This window comes from Streptomyces sp. NPDC027663, from assembly GCF_055566415.1.
The window spans coordinates 370953-392661 of record NZ_JBVHSK010000002.1; the positions used below are offsets into that span (position 1 = coordinate 370953).

Sequence of the window (21709 nt, forward strand, 5' to 3'; positions counted from 1 at the left end):
GTGGCACGAACGGCGTACGAGTCGCTTCCGTGGGGTCCGTGAGCGCCGGGCCGAGAGCGCCGGGCCGAGTTGGACACCGGTGGGAGCCGTGTCACGCCTCCGGCCCGGCCCGCGGTCTACTCCGAAGTGAGCGGCGGCAGCTTGGCCAGCTCCTCCACCGCCGGAACATCCTGGTCGAGCCAGGGAACGTCCCAGAGTTCCGCGGCGCCGAGCCAGCGCAGCGCGTCGTGGTCCTCCAGGGGCCGGGGCGCGGGCGAGCCAGGGCACAGGCGGGCGGTCCACACCTGCAGCACGTACGGCGTGCGCAGCTGCCACTCGCCCGGTACGCGTGCGATCACTTCGGCGTCGACGCCCAGTTCCTCGCGCAGTTCGCGCGCCAGCGCGTCCTCGGGCCGCTCGTCCGCCTCGACCTTGCCGCCGGGCAGCTCCCAGCGGCCGGCCAGGTCGGCGGGCGCACTGCGGCGCGCGGCGAGCAGGCGGCCTCCGTCGAACAGGGCGGCCCCCACCACCACGATGCGTTCCGCTTCGGGCGTCGTACGCGTCATGGAGGGGAGCCTACGGGAGTGCGCGGCCGGTCAGTTCCGCGTACCGTCCCCGTTCTGGCCGATGCGCTCGACCCAGTACAGCTGCTTGTGTCCGCGGTCGTCGAGGCTGTCGGCGATCTTCTGCGCCTCGGCGCGGGTCGCGTACCGGCCGACGCGGTAGCGATTGCCGTTGTCGTCCTGCCGTATCACGATCCAGGGCAGGGAGACCGTGCCCTCACTCATGTCCCCCACCGCCCGCGGTCCTTCTCGCACCACCCCACCCTTATCCCTTCCCGGGCCCCCGTCGCGCCCCGCCTGAGGAAACCGCAGTCCGCATATGCCCGAGCGTACGCCCAACCTTTACGCAGCGAATACGCCTTTTCACAAAGAGGTACGCAACCAGCCAGAACGCCGGGGGCGCACGGGACCGAATGCGCCGTCGCGAACTCCGCTGCCTCGGGTCGAGGACATGGCGGCAATACCGGGACCACCTGGGAGAACGGCCTGATTGCTGCGGCCCGCCGGGCGCCGGCGACCGGCGGAGGACCACGTCGTCCGCCCCTGCGGGCGCGCGGGGTGTGCGCTACCTCACCCGGAGGGCGCACGAACGCGTGTCCGACGGCCGGCCGCACCGCCCGTCCGGCACCGGGCAGGCGCCGCGGTCACTTCACGGGCAGGCGGCAGGCGGCAGGCGGCAGGCGTGAAGTCCTCCGAGGCGGCGACCTTGAAGGAGACAGGCGGCAGGCGGCAGGCGAGGCGGTAGCGGCCGGCCGGGATCACCACGTGGGCGGTCACTTCACGGGCAGGTGGTAGGCGACGCGGTAGCGGTCGGCCGGGATCACCACGTCGGCGGTCTCCACCGGGCGGCCGGAGGCGAAGTACGTGCGCTGGACGACCAGGACCACATGGCCGGGGACACCGCCGAGCAGGTGCAGTTCCTCGGCGAGGCCGGGGCGGGCGCCGACCTCCTCCGTGACGTTGTCGACGACGACCTCGATGGCCCCCATGCGCTCGACCACGCCCATCCCGCCGAGCGGCCCCTCCTCGGGCAGCATCACCGGGCTGCGGCCGGTGACGGCGAGGGGCTCCCAGGAGGTGGAGAGCATCATGGGCTCGCCGGCCTCCCGGAACAGGTACTTGGTGCGCATGACCCGGTCGCCGGTCTGGATGGCGAGCCGCTCGGCGATGGCCGCGCCGGCCTCGGTCTGCTCGCTGCTGGACTCCCAGGTGCCGCGCACCGAGGCGTCGGCCTGCTCCTGCCGGAACGGGGTCGCGCCGCCGGCCGGACGGAATCCGGAGCGGGCCACCCGCCGGGGCACCGGCCGCTCGCGCACGTACGTCCCGGATCCCGAGCGGCCCTCGACCAGCCCCTCGGCCATCAGCACCTTGCGGGCCTCCAGCGCGACCGTGTCCGAGACCCCGTACTCCTCGCGAATACGGGCCTGGGAAGGGAGACGGGTGTGGGGCGGGAGTGAACCGTCGACGATCTTCTTGCGGAGATCACCCGCGACGCGCAGGTACGCCGGCTGCTCACCGAAAGTCACTGGCCGCTCCCATCAGTTTGTACAGACAGCAACAGCCTGGCAACCGTGGGTTGTGCCATGCAAGCAAAGGCCAGAGAATCACTCGATGTGATGACAAATGGCCGGGGAGGGCTTTACCCAGGCACTTCTTCCCCTTATTGGAGGTGCTCATCCCGGGGCGTGCTCACACCTGGAGGGAGGCGTCGGCGCCGTCATCGGTCAGCGGCGGGGTGGTGGCCAGCCCCAGGGAGCCCCGTGCGGTGACCGCCCGGCTCGGGCCGATCAATCGGAAGCCGTCCTCGTAGTGCTCGTAGAAGGCGTCCGCGTCCTCGGCCTCGGCCGCCTTCGCCCATTGCGCGCGCGCCTTGTCCAGGTCGGCGGCGAGCGCGGCGACCGGCTTGCGGGCAGCCGCGGGCCAGTCGTGGGCCCGCAGCATCCGGGCCTGCGCCCCCAGCGCGGCCGCCACCCGGCCCGCCCACGCCTTGTGTCCCGGCAGGTCGTCCTCCACGTACTCCTCGTCGGGAGCGGTGGCGAGGGCCGCGTTGAGGATGTGAGCGGCCTTCAGATAGGCGACCTGGTCGGCGTCGAGGACGGTCTCGTCGTTGCGCAGCGACCCGGTCAGGTCCTCTCCCTCGTCGGTGTCGCCGAACACGCAGGTGACCTCGCGGTCTCCCGCGGCCCAGCTGTCCCCGGTCGGCGTCAGGTGGTACACGTCGACGTTCCCCGGGAGCGCCCAGCCGTCCATCGCGTAACCGTCCTGGAGGCCCCGGCAGCGCTCGCCGGCGGTCTCGGCGACCTCGTCGTCCCCGGGGTAGGCGGCGCCGGGCAGCCGGAAGGACGCGAACACCTCGCCGTCGTGCGGGCCGGAGCAGGGAACCTTGTCCACGTCGTACGTCTCACCGCTCAGCGAGCCGGCGGGCGAGTCGAAGCACTCGCCCTCGGCCGGCGAGACGGTCGCACCCTCGCGCGCGCCCTCCTTCATGCCCTTCCACATGTCCGAGGCGCCGCCCGTGGCGAACAGCAGCACCCAGAGCACGAGCCCGACCAGGGACAGCACCGCGCCGCCCACGGCCAGCCCCGTGCCGCGTTCGCCGCGCCGGCGGATCTGGCCCAGCGCAACCAGTCCGAGCACCAGCCCGACACCGGGCAGGAAGCACAGCACACCGAGCACGAGGGCGGCGATGGCGAGGCCGTTGACCGGCGCCGGGTGGTTGTACGGGCTGTAGCCCTGCGCCCACGGCCGGTACCCGGGCAACCCCTGGAAACCGTCGGGCCGTTGGCCGTACGGGGTCGTTCCGTACGGCCCGCCCGGGTCCGACTCGGGTGGCTGGAACGGCCCTTGTGGCTGGTGGGGGCCGGGTGGCGGGGGTGTGGACACCGGTACCGTGCTCCTGGGTCGGGGCGGCGGCAGCGCAGGACCGGCGGCCGGCCGGTGGCTGGACTGACGTACGACTGGCCGCATGGTAAGCGGGACGCGAGCGGGGGCGGAATGAGGGGGGAGACCGGGCCGGACGGCCGGGTGGACGACGTTGTGAACGGGGACGAGCAAGGAATGAGCAAGGCCTACGGGGAGGGCGACGAGTGAGCAAGGTGACCGAGGAGACCGTCCGGCGCGTCAACGGGCTGACGGCCCGCTGGGCGCACGCCCTGTCCGAGGGCACGGTGTTCTCGGCGCCGGGCGTCTGGCCCCTGCTGGCCTTCCTGGCCGACGGCGCGGCGGGCCCGGCGCGCGCGGAACTGGCCGGCGCCCTGGGGGTACCCGCCGAGCAGGCGGCCGGTGCCGCACGGGAGCTGCTGGCGGGGCTGACGTCGGTGTCCGGCCTGGACGCGGCGCTCGGCCTGTGGACGCACCACGGGCTGCCGGTGCGCGAGGAGTGGCGGGCCGGGCTGCCCGCCGGAACCCACGGGGTGTTCGGGGACGACCTCGTCACCGCGCAGGAACGGCTGGACGCCTGGGCGGCCGAGCGGACCGGCGGGCTGGTCGAGCGCATGCCGGTGACGCTCACCCGGGAGGCGCGGATGATGCTGGCCACCGCCCTCGTGCTGCGCACCGAGTGGCGCCAGCCCTTCACCGAGGTGCCGCTGCGGCCCGACTCCGGCCCCTGGCAGGGCCGTACCCTCCGCGGCCTGCACCGGCGCAGCGTACGGCCGGACCGGGTCGGTGTGACGGGCACCCCGGACGGCTTCGTCACCGCGCTTACGGTGCCCGGCGACAACGGCATCGACATCCATCTGGTGCTGGGCGAGGAACGGATGACGCCCGGTCAGGTGCTGGCGGCCGGGGTGGGAATCGTGGAGCGCAGCCTGCCGCTGTCCGGGGGCGGCACGCTGCCGCACGGGCATGTGGGCCCCGGTCTCCACATCGGGCAGCAGCCGGCCATGGCGCCGGAACCGACGACACTGGACGTGCGGACGGTGGCGTACGAGGTACGGGCCGACCACGATCTGCTGGCCCTGCCGGGCCTCTTCGGTCTCACGACGGCGGCGGACACCCGAGTCGGACACTTCCCGGGCGTGAGCGCCTACCCGCTGGCTGTCGGGGAGGCCCGGCAGTCGGCCGTGGCCCAGTTCGGCGCGCTCGGCTTCCGGGCGGCGGCGGTCACGGCGGTCATGCCCAGGGCGGCTGCCGGGGTCCCGCAGTACCGCTACGAGACCACCGTCGTCCGCGTCGCCTTCGACCGCCCCTTCGGCTTCCTCGCCGTCGACCGCGAGTCCCGTCTCGTGCTGATGACGGGCTGGGTCACGGAACCGGCGCCTTACCCGGTCACGAATCTCCGGCCGGCCGCACCGCCCCCGCCGCCGGTCGGCTGAGGCAGGCCCGAGGCAGAGTGCGCTAGCCCCCCAGGGCCGCGCCCTGGGGCAGGTGGAAGGGGACCGTGTTCCAGGGGCTGTCCGGGTGGGCGGCCAGGGCCCGGTGGGCCGCCAGCATCTCCTGGTACCAGCCGCCGAACTCCTCGTCGTCGAAGTGCAGGCACCGGCCGAGTGCGTAGCCGGCGGAGAAATCCGGCCACGAGGTGTGGGCGGACTGTGCGGCGCCGCTCGCCTCGACGACGGCCTCGCGCATCTCGGAGCGTGTGGCGAAGCGGGCGCCATGGCCCCAGCGCGCCATCATCGAGGCGCGGCCGATGTCCCAGGCGGCGACCGAGCCCACCGCGGCGTCCGGCGTGAGCAGCCCGTCGGCGCGGAACCGGGCCTCGTAGCGCAGCACCTTGCCGACCAGGCCCACGACGTGCCCGACGAACTCCTCCCAGTCCGGGCCGATCTCCTCCGGCGCCCGCGCGGCGCGCTCGCGCAGCGTCAGCTCGACGCATTCGCGCCACGCGGTGGCGTCGACGGCCTGCAACCGCCCGTTCGTGTGCCGGTGGGCGAGTGCGTTCCGTGCGTCGAGGACGAACTCCCAGTACCAGGGGGTGACCTCACGGTCGAGGAGCCTGCGCTGGGTCTCCTGCCATTGCGCCCGGTCGGTGACGCCCCACCACTTGGCGAGCCGCTCGTGCTCGATGGACAGGCCGAGACCATGGTAGTGCGGGTTGTTCCAGGCCTCGCCGTTGACGAAGCACATCTGGGCACCGAGGGCCAGGCCGTGCAGGAGCGGGCCGAGGGGCGGGGCGCCGGTGCGCCGGGTGACGAGCCGGTCGGCGCCGCCGTCGGGTTCCCAGTGCTCGTTGTGCAGCGCCCGCCACACCTGCCGCTCCTCGGCGTCGGCCGACATGAGCATCGGGCACGGCGTCTGGTTGTTGACGGCGATGCCCGCGACGTCGTCGGGCAGGTCGTCGGCGAGGTCGCGCAGGGTGTACGACTCGTAGACCAGGTGCGGGTGGGGGCGGGGCAGCAGACCGCGGGTGTAGACGGCGACGAGCCGTCCGACGGCGGTGTCGTGGACGTGGAAGGTGCGCTCGCCGGGCTCGGGCGAGGTCTCCTCGCGGCGGAACGGCACGTATACGAGGTCGGCGGCGAGTGCCTCCAGGTAGGCGAGCTGCATGTCGCCCCGGCCCTCTTCCTCGGCCTCCGCGTCCGCCCACTCGGTCGTGGCATGGCGGACGAGCAGCGCGTACAGATGCTGTTCGAGCTCGTCGGGCGCCTGCCAGGTTCCCGGCTCGGCGGGTGCGGGAACGCTCGGCAGCGCCTCGTCGTGATCGTCCAGCTCACCGACCACGTACTGCTCCGCCGGCTCCTCCCCTTCTCCACTCTGCTCGTACCGCGCCGCCCGTTTCCGACTGCCGAACACCACGTGCCCCCGTGTTGACGATCTTGGCTGCGGCCACTCTACGACCCCCGCACGGCGCGACGTCAGGGCGGCGGACGTGACCTCCTCCACCGACCAGCCGTTCCGGTGGCAGCCCTTCCGGCGTGGGAGTCGGTGCAGCGCGCCGCCGGTGATATGCGATCGCCGACACCGCGAGGAGGGGAGCCCAGGCGAGCAGCGGGGTGTAGCAGACGAGGAGGAGGACCGTCTGCGCCCTGGTGTCGGTGAGTGCGCCGTCCGCCAGATTGCCGCCCTGGACGAAGCCGACCAGAAGGCTCAGGGCGCACAGCAGGAACGCCCCGACGAGCGCCGGGACCACCACCGCGAGGGGGCGTACCGGCCGGCCGCCGATCAGCGGGACCCAGCGCGGCACGACCTCACTCCACGGCCGCACCAGGCCGAGCGTCAGCAGGGCGAGCCCCTCCGTGACCGCCGTCAGGACCAGGACGTACGCCACGCCCCAGCCCGTGCGCACCGGCTCCGAGGCCACCGGGAGCCCGGCGACCAGAGCGATCCGCCACAATCCCGAGGGCAGCGTGATCAACGGTACGGCGTAGGCGGCGCGGACGGCCCGGCGCGGTACGGCCCGGACGGCCCGGCGCGGTACGACCCGGACGGCCCGGCGCGGTACGTCCGCAGGTGTCTTCCTGAGCATGCGATCCACATTTGTCGCTGCGGCGCCCCCACGCCTCAGCCCGGGGGATCATCCTCCTCCCCCGTCCGGCGGAGACGGACCGGCACCCCTGGACGACTCCGCCGCCCGGCTTCCGCACCCGCACCCGCGCACCGGCAGCGGCCGACGACGACCGGCCCCGGCCGGATCCCGAGGCACCGACGGCTGCCCGGCGGCCCCCGCAGGGCTCAGTCCTCGATCACCGGGTTGCACGGCGAGAGGAACGGATCCAGGCGCTCCTCGACGGTCCCCCTGCGTACGACGCGCACCCGGAACGCGTTGTCGGCGTTCGGGATGTCGCCGTCGTCGGAGCGGTCGTAGAGCAGCCCCCACGCGCCGGGAAAGCGGCGTGCGACGTACGCCACCAGTTCGTCCAGCTCTCCGGCCTCGTAGCCGACGTGGTTCGTGTGGCCGGTGGCCGTGACGACGTCCAGCCCGTTGAACACGTCGAGCGCGACCTTGCAGCTGGAGGACCACTGGACCGCGTCGATCCGCGCACGCAGCTCCTCGACGCCCGCCCTCAGAGACTGCGAGTCGTCCTCGTCCGGGTCCTCGGAGATACCGAACCAGCCATGGAACTCGTACATGCCCTCACTCCGGCGAAGTCGTGTCGATCACCGGCTCGACGCCGTGAATCCCTGCTGGTGCACCGACCCCTATGACCGCACGTTGAAGCCCTAACGCACAGTAGCGAAGTAGCGAACAGGTCACACGTTGAAGCGGAACTCCACCACAACTTGTCTGACCTGCGGGAATGCGAAGCCATCCCAGCACCATCCCAGCACGGGATTCGCGACAAAATACGAGAAGGCTCGGGACCGCCAACATTACACAACAGCGTTAGCAGCAGATCGAGGTTCAAGGGACTTCTCCGCGACGCCCTTTCAGCCTTATCGCGCCCCAAATCCCTTGCCTCGCCTGCTATTCGCCACTCACAGCGGCCAGGCTGCCAGCAAGTGGCCGGGGTCGTAGGCGGCGTCGAGCCCCGGACAGTCGACTCCGCTGCGCGAGACCGCCACGACGGGAACGGGTTCGTCGGTGAGGGCGGCCCGGTGTCGATGGAGGGCGGCCAGGTCGTGCCGGTCGAAGGGCGACTGCTCGAGCCACTTGATGGAGCCTACGAAGAGCAGCTCCTTGGCAATGGGGGCGCGGTCCGCCCCGACGATGTCGATTTCGACGTCGTTGGTCCGGGTCCAGTAGCCGCCCACCGCGGAGGCTGCGGGCAGTCGGCCGTCGGGCAGTATCCGGGCAAGCGCCTCGCGGATGAGCGGCTCGATCGCCCGGCCGCGCCAGCTGGTCCAGTTCTCCCGGATGCGCGCCAGGGTCAGATCGCCCCGCCCCCGCTCGATCTCTTCCATGGACGGGCCGAGCAAGTGCAGCCAAAACCGCAGGTAGGGATCTGTCACCCGGTAGCGGCGATCCTTCGACGGACGCAGCGACACAGGCAGCTCCCCAGCGACGATCCGTTTGTCCGTAAGCAGCTCCAGAGCTCGCTGCAGCGGCGTGGCCCCGATCCCGCCGGCTGCACGGGCGATGTTGGTGAAGGTCCGCTCGCCACTACCGATAGCCGCCAGCACCGTACGCGCCTGGGCCTGCGGGGGGAACTCGGCAGCCAGCGAACGCTCGGCCGACACGAGCAGGGCCGAGACCGGATCACTCAACGCCTCGCCGAGGAAGTCCCACAACCCTGCGCCGCGCGGCCACTCAGCGCAGATCAGCGGCAGCCCGCCGGTGACCAGCGCAGCGTCGAAAGCTTCCGCCGGATCCAGCCCAAGCATCTGTCCCACCTCGGCGGGGTTGAGTGGTCCCAGCACCATCTCCCGGCCGCGCTGATGGAAGGGTCGCCCGTAGCTGTTCAGTGCCTCCATCATCGACAGATCGGAGCCGATGAGGACCAGCAGCACCGGCTTCGTTTCCAGCACCCGATCCCAGGCCCGCTGCAGCATCCCCTCAAAAGCGCCATCGGTATCCATCAGGTACGGCACTTCATCGATGACCAGCACGCTCGCCCGGTCAGCGGGCAGAGCCGCAGCCAGCACGTCGAACGCGGCATCCCAACTCTCCGGCCGCGCGGCGGCCACCAGCCCCGCCAACGGCAGCGTCGATGCCTGGGCATCCCGAGCCAGCCGAGCCAGATCATCCCTGGGGGACGCACCAGTCGCCGCGTAGAACAGGAACGGGGCTCCGGAGTGCTCCGCAAACCGCTCGACCAGTCGCGACTTGCCCACTCGGCGCCGCCCGCGCAACATCACGCACCGACCGGGCCGCTCCCCGCCAACCCCTGCCGCGACTTTCTGCAGCTCTCGCTCCAATGTCGCCAGTTCCTGCCGACGGCCTACAAAGTCCACCACGCCTGCCGACCTCCACCGTGATACTAACGTCAATGTTAGCAACATTGACGTTAGTAGGGCACTCTTACAGCTGTCGCTCAGGGTGCTGGTCCGTGCACTCCTGCTGCCAGGCACTGGACAGTGCGCGACCCAGTACCGGCGTCCCCCTGACATCCCGGCACGATCCCAGCACGGTACGGATGACCAGGGATGATGACAGGTGACGAGGGGTCAGCTATCCCAGCACCATCCCAGCACGAGAAAAGACAAAGGGTCCGACTCCGAAGAGTCGGACCCTCCTGACCTGCGTGTTTGCCAGATCAGCACTGTGATGATGCAGCGCCCGCTACACGTTGAAGCGGAACTCCACCACGTCGCCGTCCTGCATGACGTAGTCCTTGCCTTCCATGCGGGCCTTGCCCTTGGCGCGGGCCTCGGCCACCGAGCCGGTCTCGACCAGGTCGGCGAAGGAAACGACCTCGGCCTTGATGAAGCCCTTCTGGAAGTCGGTGTGGATGACGCCGGCGGCCTCGGGGGCGGTGGCGCCCTTCTTGATCGTCCAGGCGCGGGACTCCTTGGGACCGGCCGTCAGGTAGGTCTGCAGGCCGAGGGTGTCGAAGCCGACGCGGGCGAGGGTGGCGAGTCCCGGCTCGTGCTGACCGACGGACTCCAGCAGCTCCAGCGCCTCCTCCTCGTCCAGCTCGGCGAGGTCGGACTCCAGCTTGGCGTTGAGGAAGATCGCCTCGGCAGGGGCGACCAGGGCACGCTGCTCGTTCTTGAATTCCTCGTCGGTCAGCTCGTCCTCGTCGACGTTGAAGACGTAGAGGAAGGGCTTGGTGGTGAGCAGGTGCAGGTCGTGCAGCAGCTCGTTGCGCTCGGTGCCCTGGACGATGCCGTGCGCGAAGAGCGTGTCGCCCTTCTCCAGGATCTCCTTGGCCTCCTCGACCGCCTTGACCTTGGGCGCGATGTCCTTCTTGATCCGGGACTCCTTCTGGAGGCGCGGCAGGACCTTCTCGATGGTCTGGAGGTCGGCGAGGATCAGCTCGGTGTTGATCGTCTCGATGTCGTCCTTCGGCGAGACCTTGCCGTCCACGTGGACGACGTTCTCGTCCTTGAAGGCGCGGATGACCTGGCAGATCGCGTCGGACTCGCGGATGTTCGCGAGGAACTTGTTGCCGAGGCCCTCGCCCTCGGAGGCACCGCGCACGATGCCGGCGATGTCGACGAAGTCGACCGTGGCCGGGAGGATGCGCTCCGACTTGAAGATCGAGGCCAGCTTGGCCAGGCGGGCGTCGGGGACACCGACGACGCCGACGTTCGGCTCGATCGTGGCGAACGGGTAGTTGGCCGCCAGCACGTCGTTCTTGGTCAGGGCGTTGAACAGGGTCGACTTGCCGACGTTGGGCAGGCCGACGATTCCGATCGTGAGCGACACGTTGCGACTTCCCGTAGATGAGTGGGCCAGGGGCTGCCAGGGGGCCAGAGACCGACACTGGCCGATCCACCAGTTTACGGCGTCCCCCGCCCGTGGCTCACGGAAGCGTCGAACGCCCGGCCGAGCTCTCCGCCTCGGCGTGTCTGAGGGCCGATTGGGCACATAAACAGACCTAAGTTGGTCCGATGGAGCAACACAGATCGCGACCCCCGAACGACGGACCGCGGCGCGGCACACCGCCCACCCCGCTGCCGCCACAGACCCGGCGCCGGCCGGGCGGGGAGCGCAGGGCCGCACCGGGGGCGGCTCGTCTTGCGCGTGCGGGCCGGGCCGCGCAGCCCCCGGGAGCGGCCGGACGCCTGCCGAACCCGCGGCTCACCGGACTCGGCAGCGGGCTGTTCTGCATCCTGGCGATGTGCCTGCTCGGCTTCCTGGACCAGCTGCTCTTCGGGGCCTCCCTGACGGTGTACGGGGTGCTGTTCCTGCCGGTGTGCGTGCTGACAGCGCTGTGGGTGCGCCCCGGGGACGTGCTGACCGCGCCCGTGGTCGTGCCGATCGCGTTCGCGGCGGGGCTGCTGCCCGTGGCCGACGACAGCGCAGGGCTCGCCGGCCGGCTGATGGGACTGTTCACCGGGCTGGCCACACAGGCGGGCTGGCTGTACGGGGGCACGCTCGCCGCGGGGGTGATCGTGCTCGTACGCCGGGTGCAGTGGGTACGCCGACAGCAGCGGCGGAGCTGAGCGGGCGGGCCGAGGAGCCGGGCGCCAGAAGCCCAGGACGCCGGGAGCCGGGGTGCCAGGCGCACAGCGCGCCACGAGCCGAGGTGCCAGGCGCCCAGCGCGCCACGAGCCGAAGGTGCCAGGCGCCCAGGACGACACGAGCCGAAGGTGCCAGGCGCCCAGCGCGCCACGAGCCGGGGGTGCCGGGAGGCGGATGCCCCCGGCGTGGCTGGCGCTCGGCCCTGGCCCTGGCCCTGGCCCTGGCCCTGGCCCTGGCCCTGGCCCTGGCCCTGGGGCGGCTACGCCTTCTCGGCCGCTCTCATCGCCGCTCCCACGATCCCCGCGTTGTTCTGGAGCTGCGCGGGGACGATCTCGGCCTTGATGCCCTCGATGAAGTGCAGGAACTTCTCCGCCTTGCGGCTGACTCCGCCGCCGACGATGAACAGCTCCGGCGAGAACAGCATCTCCACGTGCGCCAGATACTTCTGCACGCGGTGGGCCCACTGCTGCCAGCTCAGCTCGTGGTCGTCCTTGGCCTTGCTGGAGGCACGCTTCTCCGCATCGTGGCCGTTCAGCTCCAGGTGGCCCAGTTCCGTGTTGGGGAGCAGGACGCCGTCCACGAAGACGGCGCTGCCGATGCCGGTGCCGAAGGTGAGCAGGACGACCGTGCCCCGGCGGCCCTGGCCGGCGCCGAACCGCATCTCGGCGACGCCCGCCGCGTCCGCGTCATTGGTCACGGTCACCGGGAGGCCGCCGAGTCTGCCGCTGAACAACGCGCGCGCGTCCGTGTCGATCCAGCCCGGGTCGACGTTCGCCGCCGTTCGCACCATGGCCCCGCCCGTGACCACCCCGGGGAAGGTCAGCCCGACCGGGCCGGTCCAGCCGAAGTGGTCGATCACCTGCTTGACCCCGTCGGCCACGCCGTCGGGGGTCGCCGGATGCGGGGTGAGCACCTTGCAGCGCTCCTGCGCCAGGTCGCCCCGGGCCAGGTCCACAGGGGCGCCCTTGATCCCGGATCCGCCGATGTCCACACCGAAGATCTGCATGGCTCCACGTTACGACGGGCGACCGACAGTCACGCCTCGGGCGTACCGGACCCACCGCGCTGGGCCACCAGGGCGGCGGCCTCCTCGCGCAGGTCACGGCGCAGTTCCTTGGGCAGCGAGAAGGTGATGGACTCCTCGGCGGCCTTGACGAGCTCCACGTCCGCGTAGCCGCGCTCGGCGAGCCACTCCAGGACCTGCTCGACGAGCACCTCGGGCACGGAGGCGCCGGAGGTGACGCCGACCGTGGTGACGCCCTCCAGCCAGGCCTCGTCGATCTCGTCGGCGAAGTCCACCAGGTAGGCCTCGCGGGCGCCGGCCAGCTTGGCGACCTCGACGAGCCGCTTGGAGTTGGAGGAGTTGCGCGAGCCGACGACGATGACCAGCTCGGCCTCGGCGCCCATCTGCTTGACTGCGAGCTGCCGGTTCTGCGTGGCGTAGCAGATGTCGTCGCTGGGCGGGGAGACGAGCCCGGGGAACTTGGTCTTCAGTGCGTCGACGGTCTCCATGGTCTCGTCGACGGAGAGGGTGGTCTGGGAGAGCCAGACGACCTTGGAGGGGTCGCGGACCTCGACCTTGGCGACATCGCCGGGGCCGTCGACCAGCTGGATGTGGTCGGGGGCCTCGCCGGAGGTGCCGATGACCTCCTCGTGGCCCTCGTGGCCGATCAGGAGGATGTCGTAGTCCTCGCCTGCGTAGCGGACGGCTTCCTTGTGGACCTTGGTGACCAGCGGGCAGGTGGCGTCGATGGTGGCGAGGCGGCCCTGCCTGGCCTCCTCGTGGACGACGGGGGCGACGCCGTGCGCGGAGAACATGACGATGTTGCCGGGCGGCACCTCCTCCGTGCGCTCGACGAAGATGGCGCCCTTCTTCTCCAGGGTCTGCACGACGTACTTGTTGTGGACGATCTCGTGCCGGACGTAGATCGGGGCCCCGTACTGCTCCAGGGCCTTCTCGACGGCGATCACGGCGCGGTCCACACCGGCGCAGTAGCCCCGGGGGGCGGCGAGCAGGACACGGCGGCCAGGCGAAGCGGTCATGCGTCCCATCGTAAGGGTGCGTCCGGCGGCGCAGGGATCGCACGCCGATCGCTGCACGGGAAGATCGGTGCCCGCGTCCGCAGCACCGGAATGACGGCTTCCGTGACCGGCGCCGGAGCCGGTCGAGCAGCTGAGCGGCTCGGGCGAGTGTGTGAGCGACTCGGGCGAGTAGCTGAGGCGCTCGGGCGAGTAGCTGAGCGGCTCGGGCGAGTAGCTGAGCGGCTCGGGCGAGTAGCTGAGCGGCCTGGGCGCCGGGCAGCCCCGACGGGGCGCGGCGGATGGCGCGACCGGTCACGACGCGCCCCAGCCGGAAACCGGCCGTGGCTCAACGGCGCGTGGCCGGACTGTCGGTCCCGGCCGTTAGGCTCGCCGCATGGCTGTCAACACGTCCCCCGAGGCCCCGCTCCCCGTCGGTGAGGTGTCCCGGATGATCGGGGGCTGGATCGACCGGCTCGGGGCGGTGTGGGTCGAGGGGCAGATCACCCAGCTGTCGCGCCGCCCCGGCGCGGGCGTCGTGTTCCTGACGCTGCGCGACCCCTCGTACGACATCTCCGTCAGCGTGACCTGCTACCGCCAGGTCTTCGACGCGGTCGCGGACGTCGTCGGCGAGGGCGCCCGGGTGGTCGTACTGGCGAAGCCCGAGTGGTACGCCCCCCGCGGTCAGCTCTCCCTGCGCGCCGCCGAGATGAGGCCCGTCGGCGTCGGTGAGCTGCTGGCCCGGCTGGAGCAGCTGAAGAAGGCGCTCGCTGCCGAGGGGTTGTTCTCCCCCGAGCGGAAGAAGCCGCTGCCGTTCCTGCCGCAGCTGATCGGGCTGGTGTGCGGCCGGGCCTCCGCCGCGGAGCGTGACGTGCTGGAGAACGCCCGGCACCGCTGGCCCGCCGTCCGTTTCGAGGTGCGCAACGTGGCCGTGCAGGGCGTGCACGCCGTCCCGCAGGTCGTACAGGCCGTCAAGGAACTCGACGCGATCGACGAAGTGGACGTGATCGTCGTCGCGCGCGGCGGCGGCAGCGTCGAGGACCTGCTGCCCTTCTCGGACGAGCAGCTGGTGAGGGCAGTGGCCGAGTGCCGTACGCCCGTGGTGTCCGCGATCGGGCACGAGCCGGACAATCCGCTGCTGGACCACGTCGCGGACCTGCGTGCATCCACGCCGACGGACGCGGCCAAGAAGGTCGTCCCGGACGTGGGCGAGGAACTGGAGCGGGTGCGGATGCTGCGGGACCGCACGCGGCGCTGCATGAACGCGTTCCTGGAGCGGGAGGAGCGCGGGCTGGCGCATGCGCTGGCGCGGCCCTCGATAGAGGATCCGCACCGGATGATCGACGAGCGCGCGGACCAGGTGGCTTCGCTGCTCGACCGCAGCCGCCGCACGCTGGGGCATCTGCTGGACCGCGCGGACTCGGAGCTGACGCACACGCACGCGCGCGTGGTGGCCCTCTCCCCCGCGGCGACGCTCCAGCGCGGCTACGCGGTGCTGCAAAGGGCCGACGGGCACGTGGTGCGCGATCCGGACGAGGTGACGGCGGGCGAGGAGCTGCGCGCCCGCGTCGCCGGCGGTGAATTCACGGTGAAGGTGGGCGAATGACGAGCAAGGTGGACGAGGCGCTCTCGTACGAGCAGGCGCGGGACGAGCTGATCGAGGTCGTACGGCGGCTGGAAGCCGGCGGCACGACGCTGGAGGAGTCCCTGGCGCTGTGGGAACGCGGCGAGGAGCTGGCCAAGGTGTGCCGGCACTGGCTGGAGGGGGCGCGGGCCCGGCTGGACGCGGCGCTGGCCGAGGAGGAGGACGAGGACGAGGGGCAGGCCGGCGCGTAGGCACCGACGCGCAGGTGCCGGCCCGCACCGGCCCGTGGGCACCGGCCACAGACACCGGCCCGGCCCGTAGGCACTGGCCTCAAGGCACCAGCCACAGGCACCGGCCCGTAGGCACCGACCGCAGGCACCGGCGCCCAGAAATGGGCCCGTAGGCACCCAGCCGTCGGCACCGAGGCGTGGACGCGGGCCCGTAGGCACCCGGTCGTGGGCCTGTGAAGCCCGTCACCACACCCCGGCATTGGTTGAAGGTTGAACTTCACCTGCCGTAGGGTCGGTGTCGTCAGCCGATCCGGACCATGGTCCGGTACGTCGGACCGAGGCACCCCAAGGAAGTTCACGCATGTCTCTCGTTCTTGACCCCGCCGCCCAGGACCTGCTGTTCCGCGAGGCCCGCACCGCGAACACCTTCAGCGACGAGCCGGTGACCGACGAGCAGGTCCAGGCCATCTACGACCTGGTCAAGTACGGCCCCACCGCCTTCAACCAGTCCCCGCTGCGCATCACCCTGGTCCGCTCCGCCGAGGCCCGGGAGCGCCTGGTCCGGCACATGGCCGAGGGCAACCAGCCCAAGACCGCCGCCGCCCCGCTGGTCGCGATCCTGTCCGCGGACAACGAGTTCCACGAGGAGCTGCCGGCCCTCTTCCCGCACTTCCCGCAGGCCAAGGACGTGTTCTTCAGCGAGCGTCCGGCCCGGGAGGGCGCCGCCGCGCTGAACGCCGCGCTCCAGGCCGCGTACTTCATCATCGGCGTCCGCGCCGCCGGTCTCGCCGCCGGCCCGATGACCGGTCTCGACTTCGAGGGTGTCCGCAAGGAGTTCCTGGACGACGACCACACCCCGCTGATGGTCGTCAACATCGGCAAGCCGGGCGAGGACGCCTGGTTCCCGCGCTCGCCGCGCCTGGCCTACGAGGACGTCGTCACCACCGTCTGACGGTCGAGCAGCAGGTACGCGCGAACCCGTACACGTGAAGAGGCCCCCGGCACCGCCGGGGGCCTCTTCACGTACGGTCACCGTCGCACACGACGGACGGTCACGTCCGCACGCCCGGCCACTTCAGCACGCGGTCACGTCCACGCACAGCCACGCCAGCTCGCGCGGTCACTTCAGCTTCAGTGCCGCCACCATGACCGTCAGCTCCTCGTAGGAGCCGGTGCCCGCCACCACCGTGGTGGAGCCGGGGGTGTCCTGCAGGACCAGGGCGTCGTAGCGGCCGCCGGTGTAGCGGGTCCACGTACGGCCGTCGATCTTCTCGGTCCGCTTGGTCGGCTTCCCGCCCTGGCTGGCCTGGTCGATGAATTCGGAGCGCTTCTGCGTGGACTGCTCGACCTGCACGTACTGGTCGGCCGGGGTCTGGAAGCCGAGGTGCCAGCGGTCGGAGTTCTCGCCCTGGAAGCGTACGGAGGTCGCTTTCCAGGTACTCGGCAGGCCCTCGGGCGCAGCCACGGGATAGCTCACCGCCCGCCTGGCGGTGACCAGCTCGACCCCGTAGTCGACCCGCTTGAGGTCGGGAGCGTGATCGTCGTGCGGGATGGAGAGGAAATAGACGACCGCCGCCGCGATGCCGATCAGGGCCAGGGAGAGGATCATGTCCCGGGCCGTCTTCTGCTTGCCGTTCGAACCTGCCACGCCCCCTATCGTCGCAGGTGCCCCAAGCGCTCATCCGTGGGGTCCCCTGCTCATTTTGTCTGCTCGGCGATAGAGTCAGGGTCCAATACCCTCATCCGGCCGTCGTCGTATCAGAAAGGTGCGCTCCGATGACCGAAAATCATCATTTGCCGTCCGAGCTCGATGTTCCCTCAGAGGCTCCCGACCGTAACCTCGCCCTGGAACTCGTCCGGGTGACCGAAGCCGCCGCGATGGCTGCGGGCCGCTGGGTGGGGCGCGGCGACAAGAACGGCGCCGACGGTGCCGCGGTGCGCGCCATGCGGACCCTCGTCTCCACCGTCTCGATGAACGGCGTGGTCGTCATCGGCGAGGGCGAGAAGGACGAGGCCCCGATGCTCTTCAACGGAGAGCAGGTGGGTGACGGCACCGGTCCCGAGGTGGACATCGCCGTCGACCCGATCGACGGCACCACGCTGACGGCCAAGGGCATGCCGAACGCGATCGCCGTGCTCGCCGCCGCCGAGCGCGGGGCCATGTTCGACCCGTCCGCCGTGTTCTACATGGACAAGCTGGTCACGGGTCCGGAAGCGGCGGACTTCGTCGACATCAACGCGCCCGTCTCGGTGAACATCCGGCGGATCGCCAAGGCCAAGCGGTCCTCGCCGGAGGACGTCACCGTCGTCATCCTGGACCGGCCGCGGCACGAGGGCCTGATCCGGGAGGTCCGGGAGGCCGGCGCGCGCATCAAGCTGATCTCCGACGGCGATGTCGCCGGCTCGGTGTACGCGCTGCGTGAGGGCACCGGTGTCGACCTGCTGCTCGGCATCGGCGGCACCCCCGAGGGCATCATCTCGGCCTGCGCCGTGAAGTGCCTCGGCGGAACGATCCAGGGCAAGCTGTGGCCCAAGGACGACGAGGAGCGGCAGCGGGCCATCGACGCCGGACACGACCTGGACCGCGTGCTCACCACGGACGACCTGGTGTCCGGCGAGAACGTGTTCTTCGTCGCCACCGGTATCACCGACGGCGAGCTGCTGCGAGGCGTCCGGTACCGGTCGGAGACCGCGCTGACCGAGTCGATCGTGATGCGGTCCAAGTCGGGGACCGTGCGGAGGATCGACTCCGAGCACCGGCTGAGGAAGCTGCGGGCCTACAGCGCGATCGACTTCGACCGGGCCAAGTAGCACCGGCCCCCGGGGGCTGCGCGTCCGCCGGACGGTGCGGGTCGCCCGCGACTCGTCGCGCAGCTCCCCGCACCCCTTGCGGTGCGTAGCTCCCCGCACCCCTTGCGGTGCGTAGCTCCCGCGCCCGTAGCGGTGCGCCGTTCCCCGGCGACGAAAAGGGCGCCCTCTGTGCGGAGAGGGCGCCCTTCGTCACACGTCCTAGCCGGCTATGCGGTTCGCCGCCGCCCTCGCCGCCTTCTGCAGTTCCATTTCGCGCCTGCGGCGCCGCGCGAGGACCACACGGCGTTCGGCTGCCGTGAGGCCGCCCCAGACGCCGTACGGCTCGGGCTGGAGGAGGGCGTGTTCGCGACACTCGACCATGACCGGACAGCCGGAGCAGACGCGCTTGGCCGCCTCCTCGCGGGACAGCCGGGCGGCGGTCGGCTCCTTCGACGGGGCGAAGAACAGCCCGGCCTCGTCGCGCCGGCACACCGCCTCGGTGTGCCAGGGTGCGTCTTGCTCCCTGTCTCGCGCTGGCCCCCGCTGGGCCGGAACGGCAGCTACCTGCAGGGACGAATGCGGCGGTTGCGGCACGGTCTACTCCTGACGACGGCTTCGCGAGCGAGAGACGATGCAGCAAGGCCTACCCGCTGTGCGCGCTCCTATGCACAGAGTTCCCAACCGCAGGCGTGCGGCAAGTCGTTCACGCCCCCGCACCGGCGTCATCGGCGGATCCGGCCCCTCCGATGGCCCGTGGATTCGCGACCGTCAATGGCTCAGGTGTTTGCGCAGCTTCCGGTCGACCTTGTCCTGGGCGCGGTCCAGCTTGTCCTGCACGCGCTCCAGGATGTCCGCCACGGTCCTGCCCCGCCTGGGCCGCGCCTCCACGTTGCCGAAGACGGCCCAGCCGTCGACATAGACCACCGGCGCGTCGGAGTCGACCGAGTCCAGCGGACTCACCTCGAAGTTGCCGAGCACCCCGCCCCCGGTGCCGCGCAGCGAGATGTTCTCCGGCACGCGGATCTGGACGTCACCGAAGACGGAGACCGCCTTGATCACCACTTGCTGGTACTCGAAGATCGCCTCGCTGAGGTCGATCTCGACGCTGCCGAAGACCGCGTACGCGTGCAGCCGGCGCCCGGCGCGCCAGCGACCCCGGCGCACGGCACTGCTGAACACCGCCACCACGTTGGCGTCGGCCTCCGCCGGGACCGCGCCCGGGCTGGGACGGGGCGGGACCGGCTGGTAGGCGGGTGCGGCCGGGCGCCGGTGGGCAGCGGGCAGGTCGCGGATGAAGACCTCCAGCTCCCCCACCGTCTTGGCGTGCAGCACGCCCTCCACGCGCTCGGCGTGCTCGTCGGCGGTCAGCCGGCCCTCGGCCAGGGCCTCGCGGAGTATGTCGGCGACCCGGTCGCGGTCGGCGTCCGAGGCCCGCAGTTCGGCTGCCGGAGTGGGTGCGGTCTGCTTCTGAAGGTCCACGACAGTCAGCGTACCCAAACACGATAGATCGCGACACCCCCAACTGAGCCTTACCTCACAAGCTCGGCCGGGTCGCCAGGTTCTACGCTGGTGGGCGCCCGCCAATGGAGGCGGCCGCTGTCTGTCGAGTGAGGAATGGGCTGCGATGCCTGAGTTCGCGTACACCGATCTGCTCCCCCAGGGAGAGGACACCACCCCCTACCGACTGGTGACGTCCGAGGGCGTCTCCACGGTCGAGGGGCCCGACGGGCGGACGTTCCTCAAGGTGGAGCCGGAGGCACTGCGCGAACTCGCCGCGGAGGCCATCCACGACATCCAGCACTACCTGCGCCCGGCCCACCTCGCCCAGCTGCGCCGCATCATCGACGACCCCGAGGCCTCGAGCAACGACAAGTTCGTCGCCCTGGACCTGCTGAAGAACGCGAACATCGCGGCGGCCGGCGTGCTGCCGATGTGCCAGGACACCGGCACGGCGATCGTCATGGGCAAGCGCGGGCAGAACGTGCTGACGGCCGGCGAGGACGAGAAGCACCTCTCGCACGGCATCTACGACGCCTACACCAAGCTCAACCTGCGCTACTCGCAGATGGCTCCCCTCACCATGTGGGAGGAGAAGAACACCGGTTCCAACCTGCCGGCCCAGATCGAGCTGTACGCCACCGACGGCGGCGCCTACAAGTTCCTCTTCATGGCCAAGGGCGGCGGCAGCGCCAACAAGTCGTTCCTCTACCAGGAGACGAAGGCCGTCCTGAACGAGGCCTCCATGATGAAGTTCCTGGAGGAGAAGATCCGCTCGCTCGGTACGGCCGCCTGCCCGCCCTACCACCTGGCGATCGTCGTCGGCGGCACCAGCGCCGAGTACGCGCTGAAGACCGCCAAGTACGCCTCCGCGCACTACCTGGACAACGCCCCCACCGAGGGCTCGCCGCTGGGCCACGGCTTCCGGGACACGGAGCTGGAGGAGAAGGTCTTCGAGCTGACCCAGAAGATCGGCATCGGCGCGCAGTTCGGCGGCAAGTACTTCTGCCACGACGTCCGCGTGATCCGCCTGCCCCGCCACGGCGCGTCCTGCCCGGTCGCCATCGCCGTCTCCTGCTCCGCCGACCGCCAGGCCGTCGCGAAGATCACCGCCGAGGGCGTCTTCCTCGAGCAGCTGGAGACGGACCCGGCGCGCTTCCTGCCGGAGACGACCGACGAGCATCTCGAGTCGGACGGCGACGTCGTCAAGATCGACCTCAACCAGCCGATGGACACGATCCTCGCCGAGCTGGCGAAGTACCCGGTCAAGACCCGTCTGTCCCTGACCGGTCCGCTGGTCGTGGCCCGCGACATCGCGCACGCCAAGATCAAGGAGCGGCTGGACGCGGGCGAGGAGATGCCGCAGTACCTGAAGGACCACCCCGTGTACTACGCGGGCCCGGCGAAGACCCCCGAGGGCTACGCCTCCGGTTCCTTCGGCCCGACCACGGCCGGCCGCATGGACTCCTACGTGGAGCAGTTCCAGGCCGCGGGCGGCTCGAAGGTGATGCTCGCCAAGGGCAACCGCAGCAAGCAGGTCACCGACGCGTGCGGCACCCACGGCGGCTTCTACCTCGGCTCCATCGGCGGCCCGGCCGCGCGCCTCGCCCAGGACTGCATCAAGAAGGTCGAGGTCCTGGAGTACGAGGAGCTGGGCATGGAGGCCGTCTGGAAGATCGAGGTCGAGGACTTCCCGGCGTTCATCGTGGTGGACGACAAGGGCAACGACTTCTTCCTGGACCCGGCCCCCCAGCCGACGTTCACCAGCATCCCGGTGCGGGGTCCTGGCCTGGCCTGAGTCCCCTGAGAGCCTCACAGACCCCTCGGCGTCGCCGGGGGGTCTGCTGCTGTCCATGGGCGGCGCTACAGTCCCCCGCTCCTGTGGCTCGAAGGGCAGTGACGCCGGCGCGGCAGCATCGGAAGGGTCCGTGCGCAGAAGTCCGTGCAATCCGCGTAGCCCGGGAGGCTGCTGTGTCGCTGCGGTTCATAGTCCGAGGTCCCGGTCCGAGGTCCCGGTCCGAGGTCCCGGTCCGAGGTCCCGGTCCGAGGTCCCGGTCCGAGGTCCCGGTCCGGGCTGAGCCGGGATCGAGGTGGTCGG

General features: G+C 71.0%; 21 protein-coding genes. 7 read left to right on the top strand and 14 right to left on the bottom strand.

Annotated features, from left to right (window positions below):
• Positions 1-116 precede the first annotated feature (116 nt).
• The 4 genes from ACZ4SF_RS06520 to ACZ4SF_RS06535 form a co-directional block, all read right to left on the bottom strand.
• Positions 117-545 carry a (deoxy)nucleoside triphosphate pyrophosphohydrolase gene (locus ACZ4SF_RS06520; protein ID WP_468379065.1) on the bottom strand — a complete coding sequence of 143 codons (429 nt, stop codon included), beginning with the start codon at positions 543-545 and terminating at the stop codon, positions 117-119.
• Between the two features lie 30 nt (positions 546-575).
• The gene (locus tag ACZ4SF_RS06525; RefSeq protein ID WP_360743433.1) at positions 576-767 is read right to left on the bottom strand and encodes an SPOR domain-containing protein; all 192 of its coding nucleotides are present in this window, start codon (positions 765-767) and stop codon (positions 576-578) included.
• A 548-nt stretch (positions 768-1315) separates the two neighbouring features.
• The gene (locus tag ACZ4SF_RS06530) at positions 1316-2068 is read right to left on the bottom strand and encodes a GntR family transcriptional regulator (protein WP_468379068.1); all 753 of its coding nucleotides are present in this window, start codon (positions 2066-2068) and stop codon (positions 1316-1318) included.
• Positions 2069-2231: 163 nt separating this feature from the next.
• Entirely contained in the window at positions 2232-3425 is a 1194-nt protein-coding gene (locus tag ACZ4SF_RS06535; RefSeq protein ID WP_468379071.1) for a DUF4190 domain-containing protein, read from the bottom strand.
• A 203-nt stretch (positions 3426-3628) separates the two neighbouring features.
• On the opposite strand from ACZ4SF_RS06535, the gene ACZ4SF_RS06540 reads away from it, so the two are divergent.
• Entirely contained in the window at positions 3629-4858 is a 1230-nt protein-coding gene (locus tag ACZ4SF_RS06540; protein WP_468379073.1) for a serpin family protein, read from the top strand.
• Positions 4859-4880: 22 nt separating this feature from the next.
• On the opposite strand, the gene ACZ4SF_RS06545 is transcribed toward ACZ4SF_RS06540, so the two are convergent.
• The 5 genes from ACZ4SF_RS06545 to ychF form a co-directional block, all read right to left on the bottom strand.
• Positions 4881-6203 carry a DUF1266 domain-containing protein gene (locus ACZ4SF_RS06545; RefSeq protein ID WP_468379076.1) on the bottom strand — a complete coding sequence of 441 codons (1323 nt, stop codon included), beginning with the start codon at positions 6201-6203 and terminating at the stop codon, positions 4881-4883.
• Positions 6193-6948 carry a hypothetical protein gene (locus ACZ4SF_RS06550; protein ID WP_468379078.1) on the bottom strand — a complete coding sequence of 252 codons (756 nt, stop codon included), beginning with the start codon at positions 6946-6948 and terminating at the stop codon, positions 6193-6195. The genes ACZ4SF_RS06545 and ACZ4SF_RS06550 overlap by 11 nt, the downstream gene beginning before the upstream one ends.
• Before the next feature lie 206 nt (positions 6949-7154).
• Positions 7155-7553 carry an Imm7 family immunity protein gene (locus ACZ4SF_RS06555; RefSeq protein WP_468379081.1) on the bottom strand — a complete coding sequence of 133 codons (399 nt, stop codon included), beginning with the start codon at positions 7551-7553 and terminating at the stop codon, positions 7155-7157.
• A 345-nt stretch (positions 7554-7898) separates the two neighbouring features.
• Positions 7899-9317 carry an ATP-binding protein gene (locus ACZ4SF_RS06560; protein WP_468379084.1) on the bottom strand — a complete coding sequence of 473 codons (1419 nt, stop codon included), beginning with the start codon at positions 9315-9317 and terminating at the stop codon, positions 7899-7901.
• Between the two features lie 325 nt (positions 9318-9642).
• Positions 9643-10731 carry a redox-regulated ATPase YchF gene (ychF, locus tag ACZ4SF_RS06565; RefSeq protein WP_468379087.1) on the bottom strand — a complete coding sequence of 363 codons (1089 nt, stop codon included), beginning with the start codon at positions 10729-10731 and terminating at the stop codon, positions 9643-9645.
• A 185-nt stretch (positions 10732-10916) separates the two neighbouring features.
• Here ychF and ACZ4SF_RS06570 point away from each other — a divergent pair, with 185 nt between their 5' ends.
• Positions 10917-11471 (top strand): DUF6542 domain-containing protein, encoded by a 555-nt coding sequence (locus tag ACZ4SF_RS06570; RefSeq protein WP_468379090.1) that lies wholly within the window; start codon positions 10917-10919, stop codon positions 11469-11471.
• A gap of 278 nt (positions 11472-11749) precedes the next feature.
• Here the strand turns inward: ACZ4SF_RS06570 and ppgK are convergent, their stop codons facing one another.
• Together ppgK and ACZ4SF_RS06580 are read right to left on the bottom strand one after the other, a co-directional pair.
• Positions 11750-12496, bottom strand: coding sequence for a polyphosphate--glucose phosphotransferase (gene ppgK, locus ACZ4SF_RS06575; protein WP_468379093.1), 747 nt, complete (start codon positions 12494-12496; stop codon positions 11750-11752).
• 29 nt (positions 12497-12525) lie between these two features.
• On the bottom strand, positions 12526-13533 hold the full coding sequence (locus tag ACZ4SF_RS06580; protein ID WP_468379096.1) for a 4-hydroxy-3-methylbut-2-enyl diphosphate reductase: 1008 nt from the start codon (positions 13531-13533) through the stop codon (positions 12526-12528).
• A 373-nt stretch (positions 13534-13906) separates the two neighbouring features.
• On the opposite strand from ACZ4SF_RS06580, the gene xseA reads away from it, so the two are divergent.
• The 3 genes from xseA to ACZ4SF_RS06595 all read left to right on the top strand — a co-directional run bounded on the left by xseA (position 13907) and on the right by ACZ4SF_RS06595 (position 16276).
• On the top strand, positions 13907-15115 hold the full coding sequence (gene xseA, locus ACZ4SF_RS06585; protein ID WP_468379099.1) for an exodeoxyribonuclease VII large subunit: 1209 nt from the start codon (positions 13907-13909) through the stop codon (positions 15113-15115).
• Positions 15112-15345 (top strand): exodeoxyribonuclease VII small subunit, encoded by a 234-nt coding sequence (locus ACZ4SF_RS06590; RefSeq protein ID WP_468379102.1) that lies wholly within the window; start codon positions 15112-15114, stop codon positions 15343-15345. The genes xseA and ACZ4SF_RS06590 overlap by 4 nt, the downstream gene beginning before the upstream one ends.
• A gap of 340 nt (positions 15346-15685) precedes the next feature.
• Complete coding sequence (locus ACZ4SF_RS06595; RefSeq protein WP_468379104.1) at positions 15686-16276, top strand: malonic semialdehyde reductase; 591 nt, start codon at positions 15686-15688, stop codon at positions 16274-16276.
• 168 nt (positions 16277-16444) lie between these two features.
• On the opposite strand, the gene ACZ4SF_RS06600 is transcribed toward ACZ4SF_RS06595, so the two are convergent.
• On the bottom strand, positions 16445-16972 hold the full coding sequence (locus ACZ4SF_RS06600) for a DUF4245 domain-containing protein (RefSeq protein WP_468379107.1): 528 nt from the start codon (positions 16970-16972) through the stop codon (positions 16445-16447).
• A gap of 128 nt (positions 16973-17100) precedes the next feature.
• Here ACZ4SF_RS06600 and glpX point away from each other — a divergent pair, with 128 nt between their 5' ends.
• Positions 17101-18135 (top strand): class II fructose-bisphosphatase, encoded by a 1035-nt coding sequence (glpX, locus tag ACZ4SF_RS06605; protein ID WP_468379110.1) that lies wholly within the window; start codon positions 17101-17103, stop codon positions 18133-18135.
• Between the two features lie 198 nt (positions 18136-18333).
• On the opposite strand, the gene ACZ4SF_RS06610 is transcribed toward glpX, so the two are convergent.
• Positions 18334-18708 carry a WhiB family transcriptional regulator gene (locus ACZ4SF_RS06610; RefSeq protein WP_468379113.1) on the bottom strand — a complete coding sequence of 125 codons (375 nt, stop codon included), beginning with the start codon at positions 18706-18708 and terminating at the stop codon, positions 18334-18336.
• A gap of 174 nt (positions 18709-18882) precedes the next feature.
• Positions 18883-19593: a DUF1707 SHOCT-like domain-containing protein gene (locus tag ACZ4SF_RS06615; protein WP_468379116.1), complete on the bottom strand. Its 711-nt coding sequence runs from the start codon at positions 19591-19593 to the stop codon at positions 18883-18885.
• 145 nt (positions 19594-19738) lie between these two features.
• Here ACZ4SF_RS06615 and ACZ4SF_RS06620 point away from each other — a divergent pair, with 145 nt between their 5' ends.
• On the top strand, positions 19739-21409 hold the full coding sequence (locus ACZ4SF_RS06620) for a fumarate hydratase (RefSeq protein WP_468379119.1): 1671 nt from the start codon (positions 19739-19741) through the stop codon (positions 21407-21409).
• The last annotated feature ends 300 nt before the right edge of the window (positions 21410-21709 follow it).

What these genes read in the sequence shown, in the direction of transcription:
- ACZ4SF_RS06595 (WP_468379104.1), top strand. Translation starts at nt 15,686, where the DNA reads ATGTCTCTCGTTCTTGACCCCGCCGCCCAGGACCTGCTGTTCCGCGAG.
- ACZ4SF_RS06580 (WP_468379096.1), bottom strand. Translation starts at nt 13,533, where the DNA reads ATGACCGCTTCGCCTGGCCGCCGTGTCCTGCTCGCCGCCCCCCGGGGC.
- ACZ4SF_RS06550 (WP_468379078.1), bottom strand. Translation starts at nt 6,948, where the DNA reads ATGCTCAGGAAGACACCTGCGGACGTACCGCGCCGGGCCGTCCGGGTC.
- ACZ4SF_RS06570 (WP_468379090.1), top strand. Translation starts at nt 10,917, where the DNA reads ATGGAGCAACACAGATCGCGACCCCCGAACGACGGACCGCGGCGCGGC.
- ppgK (WP_468379093.1), bottom strand. Translation starts at nt 12,496, where the DNA reads ATGCAGATCTTCGGTGTGGACATCGGCGGATCCGGGATCAAGGGCGCC.
- ACZ4SF_RS06590 (WP_468379102.1), top strand. Translation starts at nt 15,112, where the DNA reads ATGACGAGCAAGGTGGACGAGGCGCTCTCGTACGAGCAGGCGCGGGAC.
- glpX (WP_468379110.1), top strand. Translation starts at nt 17,101, where the DNA reads ATGACCGAAAATCATCATTTGCCGTCCGAGCTCGATGTTCCCTCAGAG.
- ACZ4SF_RS06555 (WP_468379081.1), bottom strand. Translation starts at nt 7,553, where the DNA reads ATGTACGAGTTCCATGGCTGGTTCGGTATCTCCGAGGACCCGGACGAG.
- ACZ4SF_RS06520 (WP_468379065.1), bottom strand. Translation starts at nt 545, where the DNA reads ATGACGCGTACGACGCCCGAAGCGGAACGCATCGTGGTGGTGGGGGCC.
- xseA (WP_468379099.1), top strand. Translation starts at nt 13,907, where the DNA reads ATGGCTGTCAACACGTCCCCCGAGGCCCCGCTCCCCGTCGGTGAGGTG.
- ACZ4SF_RS06620 (WP_468379119.1), top strand. Translation starts at nt 19,739, where the DNA reads ATGCCTGAGTTCGCGTACACCGATCTGCTCCCCCAGGGAGAGGACACC.
- ACZ4SF_RS06525 (WP_360743433.1), bottom strand. Translation starts at nt 767, where the DNA reads ATGAGTGAGGGCACGGTCTCCCTGCCCTGGATCGTGATACGGCAGGAC.